The sequence below is a fragment of the Natrialba taiwanensis DSM 12281 genome (genome assembly GCF_000337595.1).
GTDB classification, from domain to species: Archaea; Halobacteriota; Halobacteria; order Halobacteriales; family Natrialbaceae; genus Natrialba; species Natrialba taiwanensis.
On sequence record NZ_AOIL01000013.1, the window covers coordinates 97,884 to 119,430 of the forward strand.

The 21,547-nt window shown below is 63.5% G+C and carries 25 protein-coding genes and 3 tRNA genes; 18 read left to right on the plus strand and 10 right to left on the minus strand.

The window, feature by feature from the left end:
- Nucleotides 1-117 precede the first annotated feature (117 nt).
- The gene (locus C484_RS04140; protein ID WP_006824709.1) at nt 118-1,989 is read right to left on the minus strand and encodes an NAD(+)/NADH kinase; all 1,872 of its coding nucleotides are present in this window, start codon (nt 1,987-1,989) and stop codon (nt 118-120) included.
- Between the two features lie 93 nt (nt 1,990-2,082).
- Entirely contained in the window at nt 2,083-2,262 is a 180-nt protein-coding gene (locus C484_RS04145; protein WP_006666012.1) for a DUF7838 family putative zinc beta-ribbon protein, read from the minus strand.
- Nucleotides 2,263-2,367: 105 nt separating this feature from the next.
- Between C484_RS04145 and C484_RS04150 the strand changes: the two genes are divergently transcribed.
- The 5 genes from C484_RS04150 to C484_RS23555 all read left to right on the plus strand — a co-directional run bounded on the left by C484_RS04150 (nt 2,368) and on the right by C484_RS23555 (nt 4,891).
- Entirely contained in the window at nt 2,368-2,901 is a 534-nt protein-coding gene (locus C484_RS04150; protein WP_006824710.1) for a cob(I)yrinic acid a,c-diamide adenosyltransferase, read from the plus strand.
- A gap of 175 nt (nt 2,902-3,076) precedes the next feature.
- A tRNA-Val gene (locus C484_RS04155) sits at nt 3,077-3,151 on the plus strand.
- 493 nt (nt 3,152-3,644) lie between these two features.
- On the plus strand, nt 3,645-3,980 hold the full coding sequence (locus C484_RS04160) for an ArsR/SmtB family transcription factor (protein ID WP_006824711.1): 336 nt from the start codon (nt 3,645-3,647) through the stop codon (nt 3,978-3,980).
- Entirely contained in the window at nt 3,977-4,492 is a 516-nt protein-coding gene (locus C484_RS04165; protein ID WP_006824712.1) for an SRPBCC family protein, read from the plus strand. Before C484_RS04160 ends, C484_RS04165 begins: the two co-directional genes overlap by 4 nt.
- Before the next feature lie 258 nt (nt 4,493-4,750).
- Complete coding sequence (locus C484_RS23555) at nt 4,751-4,891, plus strand: hypothetical protein (RefSeq protein WP_006666021.1); 141 nt, start codon at nt 4,751-4,753, stop codon at nt 4,889-4,891.
- Nucleotides 4,892-4,960: 69 nt separating this feature from the next.
- Here the strand turns inward: C484_RS23555 and C484_RS04170 are convergent, their stop codons facing one another.
- The 3 genes from C484_RS04170 to C484_RS04180 form a co-directional block, all read right to left on the minus strand.
- Complete coding sequence (locus tag C484_RS04170; protein ID WP_006824713.1) at nt 4,961-6,100, minus strand: hypothetical protein; 1,140 nt, start codon at nt 6,098-6,100, stop codon at nt 4,961-4,963.
- A complete protein-coding gene (priS, locus tag C484_RS04175) occupies nt 6,097-7,272 on the minus strand; it encodes a DNA primase small subunit PriS (RefSeq protein ID WP_006824714.1) in 1,176 nt (391 codons plus the stop codon). Before priS ends, C484_RS04170 begins: the two co-directional genes overlap by 4 nt.
- Before the next feature lie 78 nt (nt 7,273-7,350).
- Nucleotides 7,351-7,827: a GNAT family N-acetyltransferase gene (locus C484_RS04180; RefSeq protein ID WP_006824715.1), complete on the minus strand. Its 477-nt coding sequence runs from the start codon at nt 7,825-7,827 to the stop codon at nt 7,351-7,353.
- A 232-nt stretch (nt 7,828-8,059) separates the two neighbouring features.
- On the opposite strand from C484_RS04180, the gene C484_RS04185 reads away from it, so the two are divergent.
- Nucleotides 8,060-8,509 (plus strand): archease, encoded by a 450-nt coding sequence (locus C484_RS04185; RefSeq protein WP_049915037.1) that lies wholly within the window; start codon nt 8,060-8,062, stop codon nt 8,507-8,509.
- Between the two features lie 75 nt (nt 8,510-8,584).
- Nucleotides 8,585-10,051, plus strand: a complete 1,467-nt coding sequence (locus C484_RS04190; RefSeq protein ID WP_006824717.1) for an RtcB family protein — start codon at nt 8,585-8,587, stop codon at nt 10,049-10,051.
- Nucleotides 10,052-10,080: 29 nt separating this feature from the next.
- Here C484_RS04190 and C484_RS04195 read toward each other — a convergent pair whose 3' ends face one another.
- Nucleotides 10,081-10,311: a hypothetical protein gene (locus C484_RS04195; RefSeq protein WP_006824718.1), complete on the minus strand. Its 231-nt coding sequence runs from the start codon at nt 10,309-10,311 to the stop codon at nt 10,081-10,083.
- A 146-nt stretch (nt 10,312-10,457) separates the two neighbouring features.
- The gene (locus tag C484_RS04200; RefSeq protein WP_006824719.1) at nt 10,458-12,023 is read right to left on the minus strand and encodes a methyl-accepting chemotaxis protein; all 1,566 of its coding nucleotides are present in this window, start codon (nt 12,021-12,023) and stop codon (nt 10,458-10,460) included.
- Between the two features lie 149 nt (nt 12,024-12,172).
- Between C484_RS04200 and moaA the strand changes: the two genes are divergently transcribed.
- Nucleotides 12,173-13,168: a GTP 3',8-cyclase MoaA gene (moaA, locus tag C484_RS04205; RefSeq protein ID WP_006824720.1), complete on the plus strand. Its 996-nt coding sequence runs from the start codon at nt 12,173-12,175 to the stop codon at nt 13,166-13,168.
- A 114-nt stretch (nt 13,169-13,282) separates the two neighbouring features.
- Here the strand turns inward: moaA and C484_RS04210 are convergent, their stop codons facing one another.
- Genes C484_RS04210 through C484_RS04220 form a run of 3 tightly spaced genes read right to left on the minus strand, consistent with a single transcriptional unit; the run spans nt 13,283 to nt 17,153 of the window.
- Nucleotides 13,283-14,071 (minus strand): DUF7519 family protein, encoded by a 789-nt coding sequence (locus C484_RS04210; RefSeq protein WP_006824721.1) that lies wholly within the window; start codon nt 14,069-14,071, stop codon nt 13,283-13,285.
- On the minus strand, nt 14,068-16,104 hold the full coding sequence (locus C484_RS04215) for a DUF58 domain-containing protein (RefSeq protein WP_006824722.1): 2,037 nt from the start codon (nt 16,102-16,104) through the stop codon (nt 14,068-14,070). Before C484_RS04215 ends, C484_RS04210 begins: the two co-directional genes overlap by 4 nt.
- Nucleotides 16,101-17,153, minus strand: a complete 1,053-nt coding sequence (locus C484_RS04220) for a DUF4129 domain-containing protein (RefSeq protein WP_006824723.1) — start codon at nt 17,151-17,153, stop codon at nt 16,101-16,103. The genes C484_RS04215 and C484_RS04220 overlap by 4 nt, the downstream gene beginning before the upstream one ends.
- A 244-nt stretch (nt 17,154-17,397) precedes the next feature.
- Between C484_RS04220 and C484_RS04225 the strand changes: the two genes are divergently transcribed.
- The 10 genes from C484_RS04225 (at nt 17,398) to C484_RS04270 (ending at nt 21,545) form a co-directional block, all read left to right on the plus strand.
- Nucleotides 17,398-17,480: transfer RNA gene (locus tag C484_RS04225), tRNA-Ser, on the plus strand.
- A 71-nt stretch (nt 17,481-17,551) separates the two neighbouring features.
- A complete protein-coding gene (locus C484_RS04230) occupies nt 17,552-18,070 on the plus strand; it encodes a 30S ribosomal protein S13 (RefSeq protein WP_006108387.1) in 519 nt (172 codons plus the stop codon).
- The gene (locus C484_RS04235) at nt 18,070-18,591 is read left to right on the plus strand and encodes a 30S ribosomal protein S4 (RefSeq protein ID WP_006666033.1); all 522 of its coding nucleotides are present in this window, start codon (nt 18,070-18,072) and stop codon (nt 18,589-18,591) included. Before C484_RS04230 ends, C484_RS04235 begins: the two co-directional genes overlap by 1 nt.
- Before the next feature lies 1 nt (nt 18,592).
- The gene (locus C484_RS04240; RefSeq protein WP_004213955.1) at nt 18,593-18,982 is read left to right on the plus strand and encodes a 30S ribosomal protein S11; all 390 of its coding nucleotides are present in this window, start codon (nt 18,593-18,595) and stop codon (nt 18,980-18,982) included.
- Nucleotides 18,983-18,985: 3 nt separating this feature from the next.
- Nucleotides 18,986-19,735, plus strand: coding sequence for a DNA-directed RNA polymerase subunit D (locus C484_RS04245; protein WP_006824724.1), 750 nt, complete (start codon nt 18,986-18,988; stop codon nt 19,733-19,735).
- Nucleotides 19,736-19,879: 144 nt separating this feature from the next.
- Nucleotides 19,880-19,964: transfer RNA gene (locus C484_RS04250), tRNA-Leu, on the plus strand.
- A gap of 176 nt (nt 19,965-20,140) precedes the next feature.
- Nucleotides 20,141-20,494 carry a 50S ribosomal protein L18e gene (locus C484_RS04255; RefSeq protein WP_006824725.1) on the plus strand — a complete coding sequence of 118 codons (354 nt, stop codon included), beginning with the start codon at nt 20,141-20,143 and terminating at the stop codon, nt 20,492-20,494.
- On the plus strand, nt 20,491-20,946 hold the full coding sequence (locus C484_RS04260; protein ID WP_006108383.1) for a 50S ribosomal protein L13: 456 nt from the start codon (nt 20,491-20,493) through the stop codon (nt 20,944-20,946). Before C484_RS04255 ends, C484_RS04260 begins: the two co-directional genes overlap by 4 nt.
- Entirely contained in the window at nt 20,940-21,338 is a 399-nt protein-coding gene (locus C484_RS04265; RefSeq protein WP_006824726.1) for a 30S ribosomal protein S9, read from the plus strand. The genes C484_RS04260 and C484_RS04265 overlap by 7 nt, the downstream gene beginning before the upstream one ends.
- 12 nt (nt 21,339-21,350) lie before the next feature.
- The gene (locus C484_RS04270; protein WP_004213962.1) at nt 21,351-21,545 is read left to right on the plus strand and encodes a DNA-directed RNA polymerase subunit N; all 195 of its coding nucleotides are present in this window, start codon (nt 21,351-21,353) and stop codon (nt 21,543-21,545) included.
- The last annotated feature ends 2 nt before the right edge of the window (nt 21,546-21,547 follow it).

The following is a 21,547-nucleotide window of genomic DNA, read 5'->3' on the forward strand; positions in this document are numbered from 1 at the left end:
ACAGTGTGTAGCGGGGACGATAAACGTGTTCGAGGCGTGGAACCGACGCTCACACCACCGAAACAATCTTTAACGGGATCGGATACGGGACAAGACGAGTGTCGAACGGCGACCGGCTCAGCGATCCGCTCCGCGGTCTGACAGCCCCGTCTTGAGATGCCCCAATAGCGCCGGGTGCAACGGGCCGTTCGAGCCGAGCAGCGCCGTGCGGTCGTCGGTCTCGAGTTCGAACGTGAACGGCTCGCCGCGTTCGTCGGTGATTGTTGCGCCGGCCGCCCGTGCGATGACGAGGCCGGCGGCGATATCCCAGGGATGGGTGTCGTGTTCCCAGGTCGCGTCGGCGCTGCCGCTCGCCAGATAGCAGAGATTGAGCGCGGCAGACCCGAGACGACGGACGCCGCGAGATTCCTGATAGAAGTGCGAGAGGAAGGTGCCGTCGGGGTCATACCCCGAGATGAGCATGCTCTCGTCGAGGCGGTCGCGGTCCGTCGTCTCGATCGGATCGCCGTCTCGTCGGGCACCGACCTCGGCGATTGCGCTGAACAGTTCGTCCGTTTCGGGGACGTAGACGACGCCCATCACCGGCGTTCCACAATCGAGAAGCGCGATCGAAACCGAGTAGTTCGGATTGCCGTGTGCGAAGTTCCCGGTTCCGTCGAGCGGATCGATAACCCAGGTGTAGCCGTCGGCACGGTTTCGCCGCGGTTGCTCTTCGGAGACGATGCCGTGCTCGGGGAACTCGTTGTCGATAACGGTCGTGATGATCCGGTTTGCCTGGTGGTCGGCCTCGGTGACGATATCCGATTTGTCGCTTTTGACGGTGATGGAATCGACCTGGCCGTGGAGTTCGCGCAGCGGCTCGCCGGCGGCCTCGGCAGCCTCTGTTGCAACCGTGCGGGCGTATTCGAGGGTCGTCCGGTCGTCACGTCCCGTCGACGGAACAGCGGGCGAATCGGAACGGCTTCCCGTCTCACCGGCATCCGCCACTGAACTCGATTTCGCTGGGTTCGCTGGGTTCGCTGGGTTCGCTGGGTCCGCTTCCGTTGCCGTTGGTATCGCCGACGAGATCGTCCCAGAGTGTGGTCCTGATCCGAGAGCGCGGTCCGTCTCCGAACGCGGTGTCGACGGCTGATCGTCGACGGCGCGAATTCCCCAGCCGAGTTTCTTCGCGATTGCGGTGAAGAAGTGGTCGTCGTAACTGGTTCGGACGACGTGCGCGAGCCTGTCGGCACCCGTCAACAGGACGCTCTCGCCCGTTTCGAGGCGGGTGTGTGTCCGTCCGCCGTCGACCAGCAACGTTGCGGGGCCGCGGGTGACGATTCGGAGTTCGGTCGAGGGCGAGACGACGATCGGCCGGACGCCCAGCTGATGGGTGTGCAACGGAACGAGTTGCAGCGTGTGGTTATCGACCGGGTAGTGGATCGGGCCGTTCGCGGACAGCGAAATCCCGGTCGACCCGGTCGGCGTCGAGACCGCAAGTCCCGTTCCCTCGAACTCGCCGATGTACTCGTCATCGGCGTAGACATCGAGTTGCGTCACCTTGCTGTCGACGGGGTTTTCCGGCGGAACGTGCTTGACGGTCACGTCGTTGATTCCCGTCGCATCGACGCTCGAGCCGGTGACGGCGACCTGTTGGCGGCTGTCGACCTTTGCACGTCCCTGGACGACTTCATCGAGGGCGGCGTTGAGATCGTCGGGTTCGACGCGGGCCAGAAAGGAGAGGGTACCCGTATTGACTCCAAGTTGGGGCACGTTCCGCGGTGCAAAGGTCTTGATCCCCTCCAGAAAGGTGCCATCACCGCCGATCGTGATCCCGAGTGTCGCCCGGTTCGGATCGTATCGCTCGTCGATCTCGTCGCCGACGTCGACCGTCGACAGCGTGATGTCACGCGCTGTGGTCCACGACTCGAGTCTGGCGACGACATCATCACTGTTGGGACTGACGATCGCAATAATCTCGTCCGTCGTCGCGAGCCTGCGTCCTTGCATGGGGAGGTCTAGCGGAAACTGGTAGGTGTTCGGTTCGTGCTGTCAGCTGGTGATTTCCGGTACCGGTACCGGTACTGGTACTAGTACTAGTGACTAGACATCCACGCTCGAGTCGACAGCCGTTCCGTTGTCGCCAATCTGGACAAAGCCGTAGTCACAGTCCGGACAGTGCCACTTGACCTTCTCACCGAGGTGCATTGTCGTACTCGCCGCGCGGTAGAACGTCCGTTCGTCGCCACAGTTTGGACACTCGTGGTCGAGTTCCATCGTCATACGCGGCGATTGCACACGGACCAAATTGAACGTACTGGTTCCTGATCGTGCCACCGAATCACCGCTCGGCCAGCAATTAAGTAATCTCCCTTCATCGGTTCGGCCATGTCGATCTACACCGGCCGCGGCGACGACGGCAAAACCGATCTCCGGGATATGACCCGCGTCTCGAAGACCAGCCCCCGAATCGAGGCCTACGGTACCGTCGACGAACTCAACGCCCTGCTCGGCACGATCCGTCCCACCGGACACGCGGACGTCGACGACCGACTGCGCGCCGTGCAGAACCACCTCCACATCGTCCAGGCCGACTTTGCGAATCCCGACCCCGATGAAGACGATCCGGCGATCACCGCCGCCCACGTCGACACCGTCGAAGACTGGATCGACGCGTTCGACGCTGAACTCGAGCCGTTGACCGCCTTTATCCTCCCCTCCGGGAGCGACCCCGGCGCGCAGTTACACCACGCTCGAACCGTCTGTCGCCGAGCCGAGCGACGAGCAGTTGCACTGGCCAGCGAAGAGGAGATCAACGAGCAAGCGGTGCAGTACCTCAACCGACTCTCCGACGGCCTGTTCACGTTCGCCCGCGTCGTCAACGCTCGGGAGGGTGAACCGGAGAAAACGCCAGAATACTAATCGCCCGGAGCAACGAGAGCACGCTCCATGCGTGTCGGTGTCGGTTGCACGACAAAGCGGTTTGTGGCGTCGTCGACCGGACGGCTGGGAATCGCCAGAACGGCAGCGGATACAGGGTATCGGCCTCGAACGTGAAAGGAAGTCTTAAGTCGAACGCACGGATACGACCGTATGCGGGTTGGTGATCTAGTCCGGTTATGATACCTCCTTCACACGGAGGAAGTCGGCAGTTCAAATCTGCCCCAACCCACTACTTCTGTCGCGAACAAAACCGTGAGCGACAGAATCGTCACGTTGGCCAGATTTGAATCAGGGAGCAGCTTCGCTGCGACTGTGGTTCAAATCTGCCCCAACCCACTGATTTTGCGCCGAACAATTCCGTGAGGCGCAAATCCATTACGTTGGGCAGTTCGAACCAGACAAATCACAGCCCGGGAAGCAAACGAAGTGAGCGACCCGGAACGTCTTTGTGAGGTTCAAATCTGCCACCACCTTACTCACTACCTGAGTGCTATCTTTGGACTGCTGACGACGCAATTGACTGTCCCGCTGGATCTTTGATTGCTGGGTGCTGTCCCAGCGGTCCTAACGCCACCAGATAACCCACAAAGTGCCGTCCAGTCTCACTCCTGCCTCGCACAATATTCATCAAACTGTCCAAAAGGACCGTTTCAGACAGTTTCGCTGACGGTCTCGATAGTAAACTAAATGGTTAAATATATGCGTCGCTAGTAGTCAACCAGATGGTTGACCAACGAGCAGCGGCGGATCTCGACGCGATCTTCCAGGCGTTGTCCCATCCGACTCGGCGGGCCCTGATCGAGGACCTTGCCACCGGACCGGCGAGTGTCACTGAACTCGCAGAGCCCCATGACATCTCCCTGGCCGCCGTTTCGAAGCACCTGCAGGTACTCGAAGATGCGGGATTGATCGAGGTCGAACAGGACGGACGCGTCCGGCAGTGCCAGTTGGAGGCGGAACCTCTGAGCGTCGCGTTCGGCTGGCTGACGCAGTACCGCGTCTTCTGGGACGACCGGCTGGACGCGTTGGGTGACCATCTGGAGAACGAGGGCCAATGACAGACGAGAAGGCGACAGCAACCGAGTTCGAACCGAGCGAGTACGACATGACGATCCGGCGGACGTTCGACGCCCCGCGCGAGCGCGTGTTCGAAGCGTGGACCGACCCCGAACGGGTCGAGCAGTGGTGGGGACCGGCCGAGTTCACCGTCCCCTACTGCGAACTGGATGTCAGACCGGATGGGGAATTCAGAATCGACATGCAGGGCCCTGACGGCACCATCTATCCCGGTACGGGGGTGTATCACGTCGTCGATGAACCCGAGCGAATCGAAGCCACCAGCCGGGCGCTCGAGGACGAAGACGGTACCCCGCAACTCGAAGTGTATCAAACGGTCACGTTTGCCGAGCGCGGTGAGCAGACCGAACTGACGATCCAGGCGGAAGTGATCCGAGCGAGCGAAGCGGTGGCTGACTCGCTCGAGGGAATGGAGTTGGGGTGGAGCCAGAGCCTCGACAAACTCGAGGGGTTCATCGCCGACGAGTCGGCCGTTCCGTCGACAGGCGACTAACCGCTTCCAATCGCGTCACCGCTCACGAGATCCGGTCGCGGTCCGCGCAGCAGCAGACGGTGTGGCACGCGAAGCAGGTCCGACTGTGTGGCACCGCCACCGGGCTCCGAGTCGACTCTGGACGACACTCTCAAGAGCGTCGTTCTTTTGCAAACCCCTGCGAAGTAGCCCTGTCCCTGACAGTGGACCACCGTTCCGAAACTGCAACCCAGCGGAACCACGACGAATGCTTAAGGCCGACCATGTACATGATATCATATGGCATACCAACTTCGCTGCGACAGTTGCGAACTCGATCGGGAATGTCGCGACTGGATCGAAGCCAGCGAGGTCGCCAGCGAACACGAAGCGGAATACGGTGACCACTGGGTGAGTATCTACGACGTTCCAGCGGCCTGAGACGAAATGCGTCGATAGCAGTCGCAGTTGTCGGTGTCGGCAGAGTGCCACAGCCGTCAATTCCGAACGTCACTCGAGCGGTTCGGCCGCCTCGCGTTCGAGTAGTGGCGTCGCGTTCGCTTCGGGGAGCGTCACAATGTCATCGCTGACAAGCGTATATTCCCGGTCGTCGACGCCGAGGATAGAGCCGATGTCCTGCGTGATTTTGACCGTCATGCGGTCGACTTGCGATTCGGAGGTCGCCTCGTCTCCGTCCGCTTTCGCTTCGGAGGGCGAACGGGATCGTGCCTCGTCGTAGTCGTCGTTCGTCCCACCCTCAGTACCACCACCAGTACGGTGTTGTTCGGGTGTCCCGGTATCGGTTACGTCTACTTCCCCTGGATCTGCGGTTTTCTCCGTCGCTACACTCGAGTTCACCTGCGGGGCGGACTCGACGTGAGCCGTGTTGGCGGTGTCGGCTGTGTCGGCCCCGGAACTCGAGGTGGCACTAGCAGCGTCACCGCCCATCACGTCCGCAGGGGAGACGCCCGCGGCGTCGGCGGGTTCCGAGTCGGGAGTGGCTGGCGTGGACTGCGAAGTCGGCGGCTGCTGCGTGTGGGGTGCGTTTTGTGAGTGCTGCTCGGACTGAGGCTCGGGGACCTGGTCGTCTCCCCGGTTCGCTTCGCGGCGTTGCACGGGGTCTTCCGATGCGGGTTCTTGCGGTGGTGTCGGTGGGGCGGGCGAATTGGAGCGCTGGCCCTGGCCCTGACCCTCACCTTGACCGGCTCCTGTCGGGGAGGCGCTATCGGTATCGGTGGCCGCGTCCTGGTCCTGGGTCTGAGTACTGCCCTCAAGCACGTCGAGCACGCGTGCTTTGTTCCCCTTAATGCGGTCGACGAGATCGTCGAAGAGGGCGGCCTCTTCGGCGGTTAGCCCCTCGTCGTCCGCCGCCATGCCGGCCGCGGCGAGACTCGCTTGCTTGACGAGTTTCCCCATCCGGCGCTCGTAGATCGCTTCGACAACGTCGTTTGCCGTCTCGATTTCGTCCGTGAGCTGGCCCACTTCGGGCGACGAAAAGGGGTCATCGACACGCTCGGCCGCGCGTTCGCGTTCGGCCTCGAGTTCAGCGATGTACTCGCCGACCTCCTGGTAGAACGAGGGGCGAAGGTTCTGGAGGCTGTCTTTCTTTCGCTCCTTGCTCTGGACCGAGCGTAGTTCGTTTAGATTCATTCTTTCTCCTTTTCAGCCCGACCGCGTGCCATCAGGAAGACGGCAACGTACTCTGGGAGTGACTGGTCACCCTCGGAGACCGTAAAGCTATCTCCTCTAAGTTCGACCGTCCCGCCGTCGGTGACGTCGACGGCGATGTCCTGGCCCACGAACGTCTCGGGGACGGCGTCGACCAACGGGTCGAACGCCGCGAGTTCATCGCGCTCGAGGCGAACCGTTTGCAGTCCACTGCCACCGTGGAGCGTGCCGGGCAGTCGGATGAGGCGGTTCGTGTCGGTCGTCACCGGTTCGTCGATCGGGGCGTTGTCCCGTTCGACGGCTTTCGAGGCGAAACGCTCCGCCAACTGCGCGACGGCGGTGTGGACGGTGACGTTGCCCGATTCGAGTTGCTCGCGGTTGTTCCGGGCGGCGTTTATTGTTGCCTGTGCCTTCCCCTCGCCGATACCGTCGAACTCCTGGAGGCGCTCGAGTGCGGCGTCTTCTTCGAGTTCGAGGAGGTCGTCGACGAAGGCCATGAAGTGATCGTGGGTTCGCTTTCCCCAGCCGCCCTCGACGCGGAGCGTTCGCCGCTCCGTCGGGGTCTTTCGACCGAGTCCGGCGACGGTTTCGGTTTCGATCAGTTCGTCGAAGTCGAGGCCGATCCCGCGAACGTAGTCGACGATTTCGCGGCGGTGCTCCCGGTCGAGGTGGCGGACGTTGTCGTCGCGGACGTGGACGTGGTAGCCGCGACCGCCCGAAAAGACGAACTCCAGTTCTTCGAAGCCGAAGTCGTTTTCGAGAAAATCGAGGAGCCGAAACAGGGCGTCCTTACACGTCGCGAGCATCTCAGCGTAGGTGTCTTCTCCGAGGGTGACGTTCGGCAGGTGGTCCGCGTCGAGGTCGAAGACGAGATCAGCGGATTGCCAGTCTTTCTCGCTCATCGAACTCGCGCTCGGATCGCGAAAGCGGCCCGCGGAGAAGTAGACGTGTCGCGGGCGCTTGCGGACGAGGAACTCGGAGAGTTCGCCGAGTTCGAGCAGTGATCGGTGGCGGACCATCGTCGTGCCGGGGCTTTCGGTCCAGGGGATAAAGCCCCACTCGCGTTCGTTCGCGGCGGGCGGTGGCGTTAGCTCCGTCCGTCGATAGTAGTCTCGAAATCGCCCCCGAAGATAGGCCCTCGTTCGCTCCTCCATGCGCTTGCGCTACTCGTCGTGGCGCGGGTATAATTGTATTGGACTGTCCGTGCGGGTGACCGTCGGTCCCAGACCACACTACCGGCGCATCAGATCGGAGATCCGGTCCGCGATCCCGTCGCCGGAGCCGAGTTTCAGATAGTAGGCGTCGCCGCTGTCCTCGTAGTAGTTATCGATCCGACGTTTGATCTCGAAGCCGAGATGCTCGTAGAACTGCAGGGCGTTCTCGTTGCTCGTCCGGGCGTGACAGGTGATCGTCTCGTGGTCGTCAGCCACGCGGGCGACGAGGCGTTTCCCGAGGCCCTCTCCGCGACGGGCCGGCGAAACTGCGAGAAAGAGAATGTAGCCGTCGCGTCGAACGGCGGCAAAACCGACGAGTTCGTTGTCGAGGACGTAGCAGTGAACGGTCGATCGTCGGTAGGCGTCAGTAAAGAAATCCCGCCGCTGCTTGAGGACGTCCTCCTGCTGGTTGATCTGCTCTTTAAGCTGCCAGGCCTGCTCGACGAACTCGTCGTTCCCTGGCGTAACGACGCGCCTGTCGATGTTGACGCTCACTACCACTGCCTTACATCGTCGCCAATATAATTCCACCGGCAACGAGGTCCCCGACCGAGATACTGTCGACCGGGTGACTATCAATCGCAGTACTGCGGGCTACTGCAGGACCCGCCGCGGACAACGCGGATTCGAGGCCGACTGCTCGCTGACTGTCGTCCGAAAGTACCGGTGCTACGTCGGCGGAAGCGACGGACATACGACGGCGGTACGCAAACGTCGATACGAGACGATGGGCTTCGAACTGCGCGATCACACTGCCGACGTTGCGGTCGCGGCGACCGGCGAGTCGCTCGACGGGGTCTTCGCCGCCGTCGCCGACGGCCTGGCGGCCTGCTCGACTGACGAGATCCCCGACGCAGGCGAGCGGTTTTCGCTTACCGTCGCCGCCGAGAGCCGCGAGGCACTGCTGTTCGACTATCTCGACGAACTCATCTATCTGCGGGATGTGCGCGCCGAACTCCCGGTCGACCACCGCGTCGAGTCGATCAGCGGGCCGACAGTTGAGTCAGCCAATGGCGACGATCCAACAGCCGATCCTCCGTGGGAGGTGACCGCAACCGCCCGCGGCGTCCCGCTTGCTGAACTCGACGCCCGGGAGGTGAAAGCCGTCACCTATTCCGAGATGCGACTCGAGAACGTCGCCGACGGGTGGGAGGCGTACGTCGTCTTCGACATTTGATCAAACGCGATTGTACTCGCATACTGAGCAACTCGAGAGACGAACACCTTTCATCGTCGGGGTCCGACTTTGCGTATGAGCAATTCCACGTTCGAGGCCGGCGACATCACGCTCGAGCAGGTGCGCGAGTTCGTCTGGGAGATCCCTCAAAAGGGAGATATGCACGCGCCCGCGAGAGTGCTCGCGAGCGAAGCCCTCCTCGAGGAGATCAGGGAGGATAAGACGCTCGAGCAGATCACAAACACGACTCACCTGCCGGGGATCACGAACTACGCGATTTGCATGCCCGACGGCCACCAGGGCTACGGGTTCCCGGTCGGTGGAGTGGGTGCACTCGACGCCGAGAACGGCTGTATTTCGCCGGGAGCGGTCGGCTACGACATCAATTGCGGCGTCAGAATGATGCGGACGAATCTGACCTACGACGAGCTTCAGGGACGGGAAGAAGAACTCGTCGACTCCCTCTTTGCGAACATCCCGTCGGGGCTTGGCGGCGGCGGCGTCGTCGAAGCCGGCGTTGACACCGTCGACGAAATCCTCGCCCGCGGCGTCGACTGGGCGCTTGAGAACGGTCACGCCGTCGAGGACGACCTGCTACACTGCGAGGACGAGGGAATGCGTGAGGGCGCAGATCCGGAGAAGGTGAGCCAGAAGGCCAAAGACCGCGGGAAAAACCAGATCGGTTCGCTCGGCTCTGGAAACCACTTCCTCGAAGTCCAGCGCGTCACGGACGTCTTCGACGACGAGGTGGGTGAGGCCTACGGCCTTGAAGCGGACCAGATCGTCGTCCTGATCCACTGCGGCTCGCGCGGCCTGGGCCACCAGACCTGCAACGACTACCTCCGGAAGATCGAGCAACAACACCAGGGACTGCTGAACCAGTTGCCGGACAAAGAACTCGCGGCCGCGCCCGCCGGCTCCCAACTCGCCGAAGACTACTACGGCGCGATGAACGCCGCGATCAACTTCGCGTGGGTCAACCGCCAACTCATCATGCACCGCACGCGGCGGGTCTTCGAGCGCGTCTTCGACCGCTCGTGGGAGGCCATGGACATGCACCTGCTGTACGACGTAGCCCACAACATCGCGAAGAAGGAAACGCACACCGTGGCGGGAGACGAACGCGAACTCTACGTCCACCGCAAGGGTGCCACGCGGGCGTTCCCTGCCGGCCACCCCGAAGTTCCCGCCGCGTATCGCGATGTCGGTCAGCCCGTCATCATCCCCGGCAGCATGGGAGCAGGCAGCTACGTCCTGCGAGGCGGCAAACACTCGATGGACCTCACCTTCGGCTCCACGGCCCACGGCGCGGGACGACTAATGAGTCGTACCCAGGCCAAAAACGAGTTCTGGGGCGGCGACGTACAGGATGAACTCGAGGACCAGCAACAGATCTACGTGAAGGCCCAGTCCGGCGCGACGGTCGCCGAGGAAGCTCCCGGCGTCTACAAGGACGTCGATGAGGTCGTTCGCGTCTCGGACGCGTTGGGAATCGGGGATAAGGTGGCGCGGACGTTCCCGGTGTGTAACATCAAGGGGTAATCACCGACTTCGATCGGAGTTCGAGAGGCCTATTTCAGTCGGAACGGGTTCTCGTCGTCATCCTCACTGGCATCCCCGCTCGTCTCTTCGGTCTCGCTATCGTACGGCTTGCGGGCGGTGATCGTCACCGTCGCCTCGGGATTGTCCTCGTCGGACCAGGGGCTGTCGTAGGCCGAGAGTTCGAGATCGGTCACGTCCCAGCCGGCGGCTTCGATGCGGTCGACGAGTTCGCGCTGGTCGGAGAGCATGTCGTCGTCCATGGTCGGTGTTGGTGCGGGGACGGTGTAGGTTTTCGGCCGGCAGGGGTTTTTCGGCTGGCAGGATTCTCGGTCGACGGAATGGAGAGTGAGACGAGTCATCACGGCCGTCCGTCGGTGGAACTGGAACGAGGGCGTACGAGGTCGTGTTAGTCGTCGGTCTGTAACTCGTCGACACGGCGGACGAGTTGGTCGATCGTTTGCTCTTGCTGGGTCGTCGCCTCGACGATCCGCTCCGTCGCCGTCTCGCTTCGCTCCGAACGGTCCCGGACCGTCTCGATCGTCGAGGTGAGTTCTTCGACGCTGGCCGTCTGGTCGTCGATCACGCGGGCGACTTCCGAGATGCCGTGGGCGGCCTCGTCGACGGAGTCGGCAATTGCCTCGAGTTCAGTGATGACGGCGTCGATCTGGGTTTCGGCGTGGTCGATCCGGTCGTGGGAGCGGGAGACGGCGTCAGTCGTCGCGGTGAACTGGGCCTGCAACTCGTCGAGGTTCGCCGTGATCTCCTCGGTGTGGTCCTGCGTCTCGTTGGCGAGGGTTTTGACGTGATCCGCGACGACGGCGAATCCGTCGCCGCTGTCGCCGGCGCGTGCGGCTTCGATGTTGGCGTTGAGCGCGAGGAGGTTCGTCTCGTCGGCGACGTCCGAGATGACCTCGACGACGGAGCCGATGTCGTCCATCTTGGCCGTGAGTTCGTCGATGTTTGCGGCGAGTTCGTCGCCTATTTCGACGACGTCCTCGGTCGCCTCGTGTGCATCCGCGCCGGCATCGAGGCCGTGTTCAACGGCGTCTTTGGCGGCCTGGGCGGCGGTGTCGACCTCTTCGGACTGGGCGGCGACTTCCTCCATGCCGGCCGCGAACGTCTGCATCTCGCTTGCGGAGTCCTCGAGTAAGCGATGCTGTTCGGCGACGTTGTCCGCGATGTCGTCGGCGGCCGCGCTCGCGTCGTCGACGGCGGCTTGCATCTCGGTCGCCTGTTCGCTCACGCGGCCGGTGAGCGTTTCGAGGCTGGCGGCCATCTCGTTGAGGTCGTCGACGACGGCCACGAGTTCGGAATCGAGCAACTGGAACGAGTCGAGTCGCTGTGCGCGGGCGGTGAGGTCGCCGTGGCTGATTTCGGTTGCGGTCGTCTGGAGTTCGCGGACGAGCGCCGTCGTGGCGTCGCGCTCGGCGACAATGTCGGTTCGGTCGACGACGACTTCGATGACGCCGAGAAGGTCGTCACTTCCCCCCTCGCTCCTGTACAGCGGTGTCGCCGAGAAGTCAATGTGTTTCTCGTCGCCGTGGCGGTCGACCATGGTACTGGTGTCGCCGTACCGGCGTTGCTCGGGGTCGCGCAGTTCGACGCCGAACCGTTCGTGGGCGCGCTCGGGAGCCTGTAACACCTTGTCCGCGAGCGTATCCCCCCGGCGGCCGTCAGGGTAGAACAGTTCCGACGCATAGTCGTGGCCGAGCGCATCGGCTCGCTCGACGCCGGTCAACTCGGCCAACGCCGCGTTCCACTCGACGATCGTTCCCTCCGTATTCAGGATGAACGTGGGGATGCCGGTCCCGTCGAACAGTTGTTGATAGCCGGCCTGCCGAATAACCGGCGCAGCAGCGCCCGCGAGTTCACCGACGGATTCCTCCCCGTGGTCGCCTTCGATCGGTCGATCGGAGACCGGTGTGGCTGTCGAATCGGCGTCTCGAGACTCGTCGGAAATCTTACTGTCCATTGGGTACTACCCGCACGGTTAGACGGAACGGAGTTAAAATCGACGGCAACAAAACAGTCCTATGATATGAAAGAGCGGGTAATCGAAATCGGTTACTGGACGTGGAAATACCCGGCGCGTTTAAGCGGATTCGACCACAACACGGAGATATGCTCACCGACGAGTTCGGGCGCGAGGTGACCGGGGTCCGCGTCTCGCTCACCGATCGGTGTAACTTTGACTGCGTCTACTGTCACAACGAGGGTCTCGGCGACACACGGGGGCCGATGGATCCGCAGGACGACGAGATGGAGACGGACGACGTCGTTCGCTTTCTCGAGGTCGCCGCCGAGTTCGACGTCGATGCGGTCAAGTTCACCGGCGGCGAGCCGATGCTCCGCCAGGACTTAGCCGAAATCATCGAGCGCACGCCCGACCAGATGGAGGTTTCGCTGACGACCAACGGCACGTTCCTTCCCGACCGCGCCGATGAACTCGTCGATGCGGGACTCGAACGTGTCAACGTCTCGCAGGATGCGCTCGATCCCGAGGATTTCGCGGCCGTGACCCAGAGCGGGGCCTACGAACGAGTGCTCGAAGGGGTTGAGGCAGCGCTCGATGCGGGACTGGACCCGGTCAAACTCAATATGGTCGTCTTCGAGCAGACGGCGGGGTACGTGCCGGAGATGGTCGACCACGTCGCGCGAAACGACGGCCTGCAACTCCAGTTGATCGAGTACATGCCCGAGTTGACCGGCCGACCCGAGTGGAACATCGACATCCAGCGCGTTCACGACTGGCTCGCCGAGCAAGCCGACGAGATCGAACATCGGGAGATGCACGATCGAAAGCGCTACTGGGTGAGCCACGACGAGGCACCCGAATCCGACCGCGGCATGGTCGAAATCGTCGATCCCGTCGAGAATCCGACCTTCTGTGCGAACTGCCATCGCGTCCGCGTCACCCACGAAGGCTATCTCAAGGGCTGTCTCAACCGGAACGACGATCTCCGGTCGATGGGCGAGATGACGAAATCAGAGATCCGCGAGACGTTCCGCGAAACCGTCGCGAACCGCGTCCCCTACTACGGCGAGTACATGGTGCAAAACGGCGACGGCGAGTGGGAAGTCAACGACGAGTACATCGAGGGCTACGCCGGCACCTGATCGTCACACTGCAGCGGAGTGATGTAGCTATGGCACTGCCGGTACACTGAACTCGTCTCCGCGACGGGAAATCCCTCTTCTCTCACATCCCGATTCGTCCGGAGTGGCTACCGTCTACCGTGGCGGTCGCTTTTGCTTTCGTTTCCGACCGGGACTCCTGGATCGCTTCGTTCCGAGACTGACAATGATGAGCGTGACTGCGACCAACAGTAGGACGATCGCCGAGGCTGGCAGGTTGCCCGTCCCGGCGGTGTACACCGCGTAGCCGATGGTTCCCGACAGCAGTCCGACCAGCAGGCTCGATCCGAGCTGGACGAGTTCAAGACGGATGGTCCGGGCGTCGCGGCCGAGTTGGGTGCCGAGTGTGAGTCCGCTGTGACCGAGATCCCAGGCGAGGACGGTCGTGACTGTGCCGACGACGAGGGGTTCGACGACGGGTGATCGGGCGCCGGCGATGATGAGGCCGACGAGGAGGACAAGTGCACTGATGTCGATCGTTCGTGGGTGTGCCCAGTACAGTCCGGCGGCGAGAACGGCGACGCCGAGTGCAGTGACGCCGACGCCTGGGGTGGTGATGCCGGATGCGAGTGCGGCCATGGCTGTGGTGACGAGTGCGGCGGCGAGCGCACACCCGCTCGAGAACAGCGTTGGTTTGCGCGTGAGGGTGACGGGACCGGCCGGTCCATCGCGGTCGTAGTCCCGCGACTCGGCCCGGTCTCGGTCTCGGTCTCGATCTTGATCCCGGTCCTGAACCTGCTCGCGCTCGCCGGGGCCCGTTGTCCCGCCCGCTGTCGCTCGGTGCCGTGGCTGTGACTGTGGCTCCGATTCCGCGCGGGGTCTCTCGGTCCCCCTGTCGGCGTGTCGCTCCTGCGTTCGACCGTGCTGTTCCGGTGGCGGCGTCATCGAGAACCACCCGCAGCGTGGCGCGCAAAGACCGCATCGATCGATTCGTCAGGTCCCCAGTCGACGACCGAAATCCCCGCCTGTTCGAGATCGAACCGACGAACGCGTCGGGCGACGGCCGCGAGGCGATGGCCGACCGTTCGTTCCGCAGTCGGGTCCGGGCTCACGACCGTCACGGCGTGGCCGCCGGCGTCGAGTCGCCGGGCGATATCGGCCGCCATCGCATCACACAGCGGCGAGAGAAGGACGATCTGCGTTTCGGCCGAGAGCCGGCGCTGAATCGTCCGAAACTGTGAGAACCAGCGACTGTTCTGGTCCGGCGGGAGCGTCTCGAACTGCAGATGCGTCGCGAGCAACTCCTGAAACTGGATCTCGTGGTCCCGACCGGACGCCGGCGCGAGCCAGCACGGCTCCGTCCGTCGCCGCCCGGTTCTCGAACTCCCCTGTTCGCGATCGGTCGGACCGAGTCCGGCGAGCCCGACGGTATCGCCCGCATTGAGGAGCGAGGCGGCGATCCGACCCGCCGCGGTTACCGAGCGATCGACCGCGTGCGCCCGATCCGGTGCCGGAGCGAGATACGACTGTCGCCGCGCATCGACGAGGACGACGACACGAGCAGCCCGCTCCTCGTGGAACTGGAGCGTCGCGAGTTCACCCGTCTTCGCGCGACGATTCCAGTCGATACGGGAGAGTGAGTCGTTCGGCCGATACTCCCGCACCGAGTGGAAGGTCGTTCCCGTTCCGCCCTCCGCCGTCGTTAGCCGGCCGGCGAAGGCGGCCGCGGTCGTCCGAAGCGGGACTGGCGCAGCCGTCGGCCGAAGTTCGGGTTCGCAGGTGACGGTCGTCTCCGTGCCGACGAGGTACTCGCGTTCCGTCGAGCGCGAGAGGTCACGCACGATCGCGAGCGCGGGATCGAACTGGTGGTTTCCACGTTGGACGGTCACCGTATACTCGAGCGTGGCCGACTCGCCCGGCCGAAGTGCGGTCCCGAGCCGGCTCGAACCGCCCGTCACGGCGAGGCCCGCCGGAATGCCGTCGACGAACCGAAGGTCCGGGACGAAGCCCGAACCCGCGTTCGTGAGCGTGACGGTAACGTCGACGTCATCGCCGGGGTCAGGCGCGTCGTCTTCGATCGTGCGCTCAAGTTCGAGTTCGAGTTCGGGCGGCTCGAGTGCCCGGGCGAAGCCGGCGTAGCCGATGCCGATGACGCCGATGAGGACGACGCCGGCCGACTCGACGAGCGCGCCGATCCCGACGGCGAGGAGAGCGACGACACCGATGCCGAGCCAGTAGTCGGTCGATCTGGTCCGAGCGTCCTGGACGCCGGTGACGGATTCCGTCGTCGTTCGGCGCGGAGTTGGCGTCGAGTCGTCGGTCGTTCCGCGCTGGGAGTCGTATTCCGGGAGCGCAACCGTACCGGTCTCGACGGAACTCGTTCCCGGCGCCGCGGAGTCGGCTTCAGTGTCGCTCTCAGCCCGGTCGTAGCCGACCGACGCGATCGCGGCGGCGGTGTGGCGAACGCCCCGCTGGAAGGCGGTTTCCCCGTCGGTGATGCGCTGCAGTCGCGCTCGAAGCGACCGCTTCGGCTGGTCGACCGAGTCCGAGAGGAACGCGGCGGCGATCGGATCGTCGGTCCAGGTCCCCGCTTCGATGCGGTCGGTTGCAGCCGCCACGGTGTCACCCTCGAACCGCGTGAGGACGGCCATGGCCGCCGCCCGGAGCCCGTCAACCGTCCGCCGCCCACGGGTCGTATACTCGGCAGTCGCTTGCCGAAAGTCGGCGACCGAACTCGAGAGCGAGTGACCGGGAACGGGAACGTTGACTCGTCGCTCGGGCGCTGCCTCGGCGCTATTCGGTCGTTCACGCCGGTTGGAGCGCCGTCCGAGTGATCGCAGACCAACCAGAACTGCGATCAGTGCGACGACACCGATCGCACTGTCGGTGAGGCTGAGTTCGAGAGCCCCGGTTGCGACGGCGAGACCGCACCCGAGTGCAAGGAAGCCGAGCAGCAGCGGAATCCGTCGGACGTTCACCGGTTCTCACCGCCATTCGGTCGCCCGGAGCGGTCGGACTGCCCTTGCCCTGCTTGGTCCGACCGACGCTGTCCGGCAGCGCCCGACTGCTCGGCGTCCGTCGCTGCCGACCGCTCCGAATTGGCGGCTGCCGACTCCGCCGTGTCGCCGTATTCGCGTTCGATCCGTCGAAGGATCGTGACCGCCCGGTCTTCGAGTTCAGGCGTCGACTCCGTCGAGCCGTATCGAACGTCCTCGAAGAGCCGGGTAAGTTCGTCGACGTGCTCGCGAGTCAGGCCGGCGTCGACGGCGGCGCTTGCGAACTCGCGCGGCGTGCTCGAGTCGGGACGGTCGATGTCGAGTGGCCGGGTCATCTCGCGCCAGGCGCGATAGATTTCGTTGTCGAGGTCGGTCGACTCGTCGATTCGGTCGGCGGCGCGGCCGGCGGCGGTACCGACCGCAGCGGCGTCTGCGCCTCGGGTCGCATCCTCGTCCTGCGCCGTGGCTGTTGCCGTGCCGTCGTCCGTCCCGGATCCGCGGGAGAGCAACACGCCGCCGACGAAAATCGTCGTAATGATAGCAAGCGCGGCAAATAACGGATTGGTCGGGAACACGTCGCTGGCCTCGCCGTCACCGCTTCCCGGAGCGGCGGGGGTCCCCGAGCCGGCGCTCCGATTCAGCATTTCGGCGGGACCGCTCGCCAGATCGAACTCGAGGAAGGAGAGGAGGAGAATTCCGCCGAGTGCGGCGAGGAGGGCAACGGCGATCAACGAGACGGCCTCGCGTCGGTTGGCGAGGAGATACCAGACGAGTGCGATCACGACGATGATGAGGAGCGCGTAGAAGAGGTACTCGAGAAACGGCGGAACGCCGCCACCGCCAGAGACGTCGTTCGGGGAACCCGGTTGGTCGACGATACCCTCGGTGCCGGTCCCGGCACCGCTTCCGGAGGAACTGCCGCCCGAGCCGCCAGTATCGATCGGCGTATCGATCGTCGCTGCTGCAAGTGCGATCGCGACGATACCGCCGAGTGCGGCGGCGACTCGGACGAGGAGGTCGTTTCGGGACACCAGTTTCGGGGACGTTGTGTCGCATCAGTAATAAGTGGGTCCATCGACCGCGGGATCCATTCACAGGGAAGTCGGACCTCGATAGAACGGCGTCGGGCGGATAACGCGGGGCGCACTCGCTTGCGTAACCGAGCGGTTGCCGGTGCCTTTCGTTGCCCTTAAGTACCAGACGGGGGTACGTTCGATTGCGATACGTGTAGGGGAGCAGTCCCCGAGTCCAGACGGGCGATGATAGAGACACGGTGTCGTGGTAGCCAAGCGGCCCAAGGCGCATGGTTGCTAACCATGTGGCGTCAAGCCTCCGGGGTTCAAATCCCCGCCACGACGTCGGATACCCGAGACTGGCACCCTTCGCCAGTCGATTGCACCGCTGCAGACCAGACACAGATACACGACATATGAGCGCGGAAGAACCCCAAGAGCAAGAGGACGAAGACCTTCAGTACTTCGTCCGTATCGGTCAAACCGACCTTGACGGGACGAAGTCCGTCGAGCGCTCGCTCTCGGAGATGAACGGGATCGGTCGCCGAACCGCCCGACTCATCGCCGAGAAAGCGGGCGTCGATCGAACGGCAACGTTCGGCCGACTCGACGACGACGTCATCGACGAGGTCGTTTCACTCGTAGAGAACTACGCCGACGAAGTCCCCGACTGGCTCAACAACCGCCAGCACGACTTCTACACCGGCGAAACGACCCACGAGATCGGCAACGATCTCCAGCTGAGTCGTCAACACGACATCAACCGGATGAAGATGATCGACTCCTACAAAGGCACGCGCCACAAGCGCGGCCAGAAGGTTCGCGGTCAGCGTACCAAGTCCACCGGTCGAACGGAGGGCACCATCGGAGTCAACGTCGAAGAGATCCGCGAAGAAGCGGCCGAAGAAGCCGCCGAAGAGGAGGGTGAGGACTAATGCCACTCGGCACCGACACCAAGCAGTACGAGACGCCGAATCACCCCTACCAGGGTGAACGCATCACCACCGAACACTCCCTGCTCGACCGCTACGGCCTGAAAAACAAAGAGGAACTCTGGCGCGCGCAGTCCCAGCTTCGCTCCTACCGGCGCGAGGCCCGCGACCTGCTCGGCCAGGCCCAGGGCGACGAAGCCGTCATCCGTCGCTCCGAGGAATTCCTCGGACGGCTCAAACGCGTCGGCATTCTGGACGAGGCGGACGAACTCGGTGACGTCCTCTCGCTCGAAATCGAGGACGTCCTCGAACGTCGCCTCCAGACGGTCGTCTACCGCAAGGGACTCGCAAACACGACCCAGCAGGCGCGACAGTTCGTCTCCCACGGCCACATCGTCGTCGGAGACCAGCGCCAGCGAATCCCATCGTACGTCGTCGACGTCGACGAGGAAGACCTCGTCGCATTCGACGAGAACAGTCCACTCGCGGACGAACTCCACCCGGAGCGGGCGGAGGGTCAGTAACATGAGTCAGGACGACGAAAAGTGGGGCGTAGCCCACGTGCACGCATCGTTTAACAACACCATCATGACCGTGACGGACCTCACGGGCTCGGAGACCATCACCAAGTCCTCCGGCGGGACGGCCGTCAAGCAAAACCGCGACGAGGCCTCGCCCTACGCCGCGATGCAGATGGCCGAATCCGTCGCCGAGGAAGTCAAGGCCGCCGGCATCACGGGCCTGCACGTTCGCGTGCGCGGCCCCGGCGGCAATCTCCAGAAGTCCCCCGGTCCCGGCGCACAGGCAACGATCCGTGCGCTCGCCCGCTCGGGCATCGAGATCGGGCGCATCGAGGACGTCACGCCGATCCCACACGACGGATCGCGCGCACCAAAAGGCAAGGGCGGCTACTAGACCATGAGTGCAGCGTACGACGTCGAGTTCGTCGAACGCGAGGACCGAGACGCTCGGTTCCTCGTCCGCGGCATCACGCCCGCGTTCGCTAATGGCATCCGTCGCGCGATGCTCGCCGACGTGCCGACGATGGCAATCGACACCGTTCGGTTCGTCGAGAACTCGTCAGTCATGTTCGACGAGCAACTCGCGCTTCGGCTCGGGCTCGTCCCGCTTTCGACCCCGCCCGAAGGCGAGTTCGGTGAGGACGATACCGTCACGCTCTCGATCGACGTCGAAGGGCCAGCGACCGCCTACTCGGGCGATCTCATCTCGAGCGACGAACTCGTCCAGCCCGCAGACGAGAACGTGCCGATCATCGACCTCAAAGACGATCAGCGTCTCGAGGCCGAGGCAGACGCCGTGCTCGACCGCGGCAAGGACCACGCCAAGCACCAAGGTGGTGTCGCAGTCGGCTACCGCCACCTGCAGCGTGTCGCCGCCGTCGAGGATCTCCCCGAGTTCGAAGACCCCGAGAGCCGGATCGTCCGCGGCGTGATCGAGGACGACGGCGAACTCGTTCCCACGAGCGAGTTCGACCACGACCTCTCGAACCGCTATCCGGGCAAGGACGTGACCGTCGAGGACGTGCCGAACGCCTTCGTCTTCCACGTCGAGACCGACGGCTCGTTCACGGTCGAAGACCTGGTCACCCGCGCCGCCGAGACCATCGAATCTCGCGCGACTGAACTCGAAGACGCAGTACAGCTATAGAGCAAATGATCCGACGCCCCCGATCCAACCGATACGAACGCGGACCGGCTGCCAGCGCCGCCAGCGACGAGACTGGCACCGGCTCGCGTATTCAAGCTGGAATCGAAAGGGGTTTGAAGGGGCGACGGATAGACGAGAGTGCGAGCAGGGATAGCCAAGTCAGGCCAACGGCGCAGCGTTCAGGGCGCTGTCTCGTAGGAGTCCGCAGGTTCAAATCCTGCTCCCTGCATCAGTTCTCGTCCGTCGACCGGCGTGGTGACGATTCCGATGCCAATGGCGATTACGATCGCTATCATCATCGTCACCGTCACCGCCATCCCGGTCGGCGATCTCTCGTATCGGAACTCGATTCCACTCGACACGGCACTCAATTCTGTGTCGATCTCGCAGATTTGGAGGAAACCAATGAGTAGCAAGACCAATCCGAGGCTCAACGATCTTATCGCCGAGCTGAAGTCGACGTCCCGCGAAGCGGACGCCGACGTCTGGCAGGACATTGCGGATCGTCTCGAAAAGCCCCGGCGCACCCACGCAGAGGTAAACCTGGGCCGTATCGAACGATACGCACGCGAAGAAGAGACCGTCGTCGTTCCCGGCAAGGTGCTGGGATCGGGCGCACTACAGAAGAACGTAACCGTCGCTGCCGTCGATTTCTCCTCGTCCGCAGAGACGAAGATCGAACAGGTCGGCGAGTCAGTACCGCTCGAGCACGTGCTCGAAGAAAACCCAGACGGCTCCGACGTACGGGTGATTCGATGAGTGCAAGTATCGCAGAGTTCGATGCAGATGTCGTCGTCGACGCCCGCGACTGTATTCTCGGTCGCATCGCCAGCCAGGTCGCCCAGCGCGCCCTGGACGGCGACCGCGTCGCGATCGTCAATGCCGAAGACGCCGTGATCACCGGCGACAAGGAAGATATCTTCGGCACCTACCGCAAGCGGCTCCAGCTCAGCTCCGACAGCGGGCCGTACTACCCGAAACGGCCGGACACAATCTTCAAGCGCTCCGTTCGCGGCATGCTTCCGTACAAGAAGCCCCGCGGTCGCGAAGCGCTCGACAACGTCCGCGTCTACGTCGGCAATCCCTACGAAGACGATGACGAACTCGAGGCCGAGATCCTCGAAGGAACGTCGCTGGACCGACTTTCGAACATTCGCTTCGTCCACCTAGGCGAAGTCTCAGACCAACTCGGTGCTAACGTTACATGGTAACCAATACGAGTGGCAAGAAGAAGACGGCCGTCGCCCGCGCAACCGTTCGTGAGGGCGAGGGTCGCGTCCGTATCAACTCGAAGCCAGTCGAACTGGTCGAACCCGAGATGTCCCGGCTCAAGATGCTAGAGCCGTTCCGCATCGCAGGCGACGACCTGCGTGACGGCGTGGACATCGAAGTCCACGTCGAGGGTGGCGGTATCAGCGGCCAGGCAGACGCCGTCCGCACTGCCATCGCACGCGGCATCGTCCAGCACACGAACGACGCCGAACTCCGCGATGCGTTCATGGAGTTCGATCGCTCGCTGCTGGTCAACGACGTTCGACAGTCCGAACCAAAGAAGTGGGGCGGCCCGGGCGCTCGGGCGCGCTACCAGAAATCCTACCGCTGAGGTGATTCAAGCATGATGGTACCGGTTCGGTGTTTCACCTGTGGCACGGTCGTCGGCGAACACTGGGAGGAGTTCGACGAACGAGCAAACGAGGGCGACGAGGACCCCGAGAAGGTCCTCGACGAACTCGGTGTCGACCGCTACTGCTGTCGGCGGATGCTCGTCAGTCACACTGACCTGGTTGACGTCGTCTCCCCCTATCAGTAACC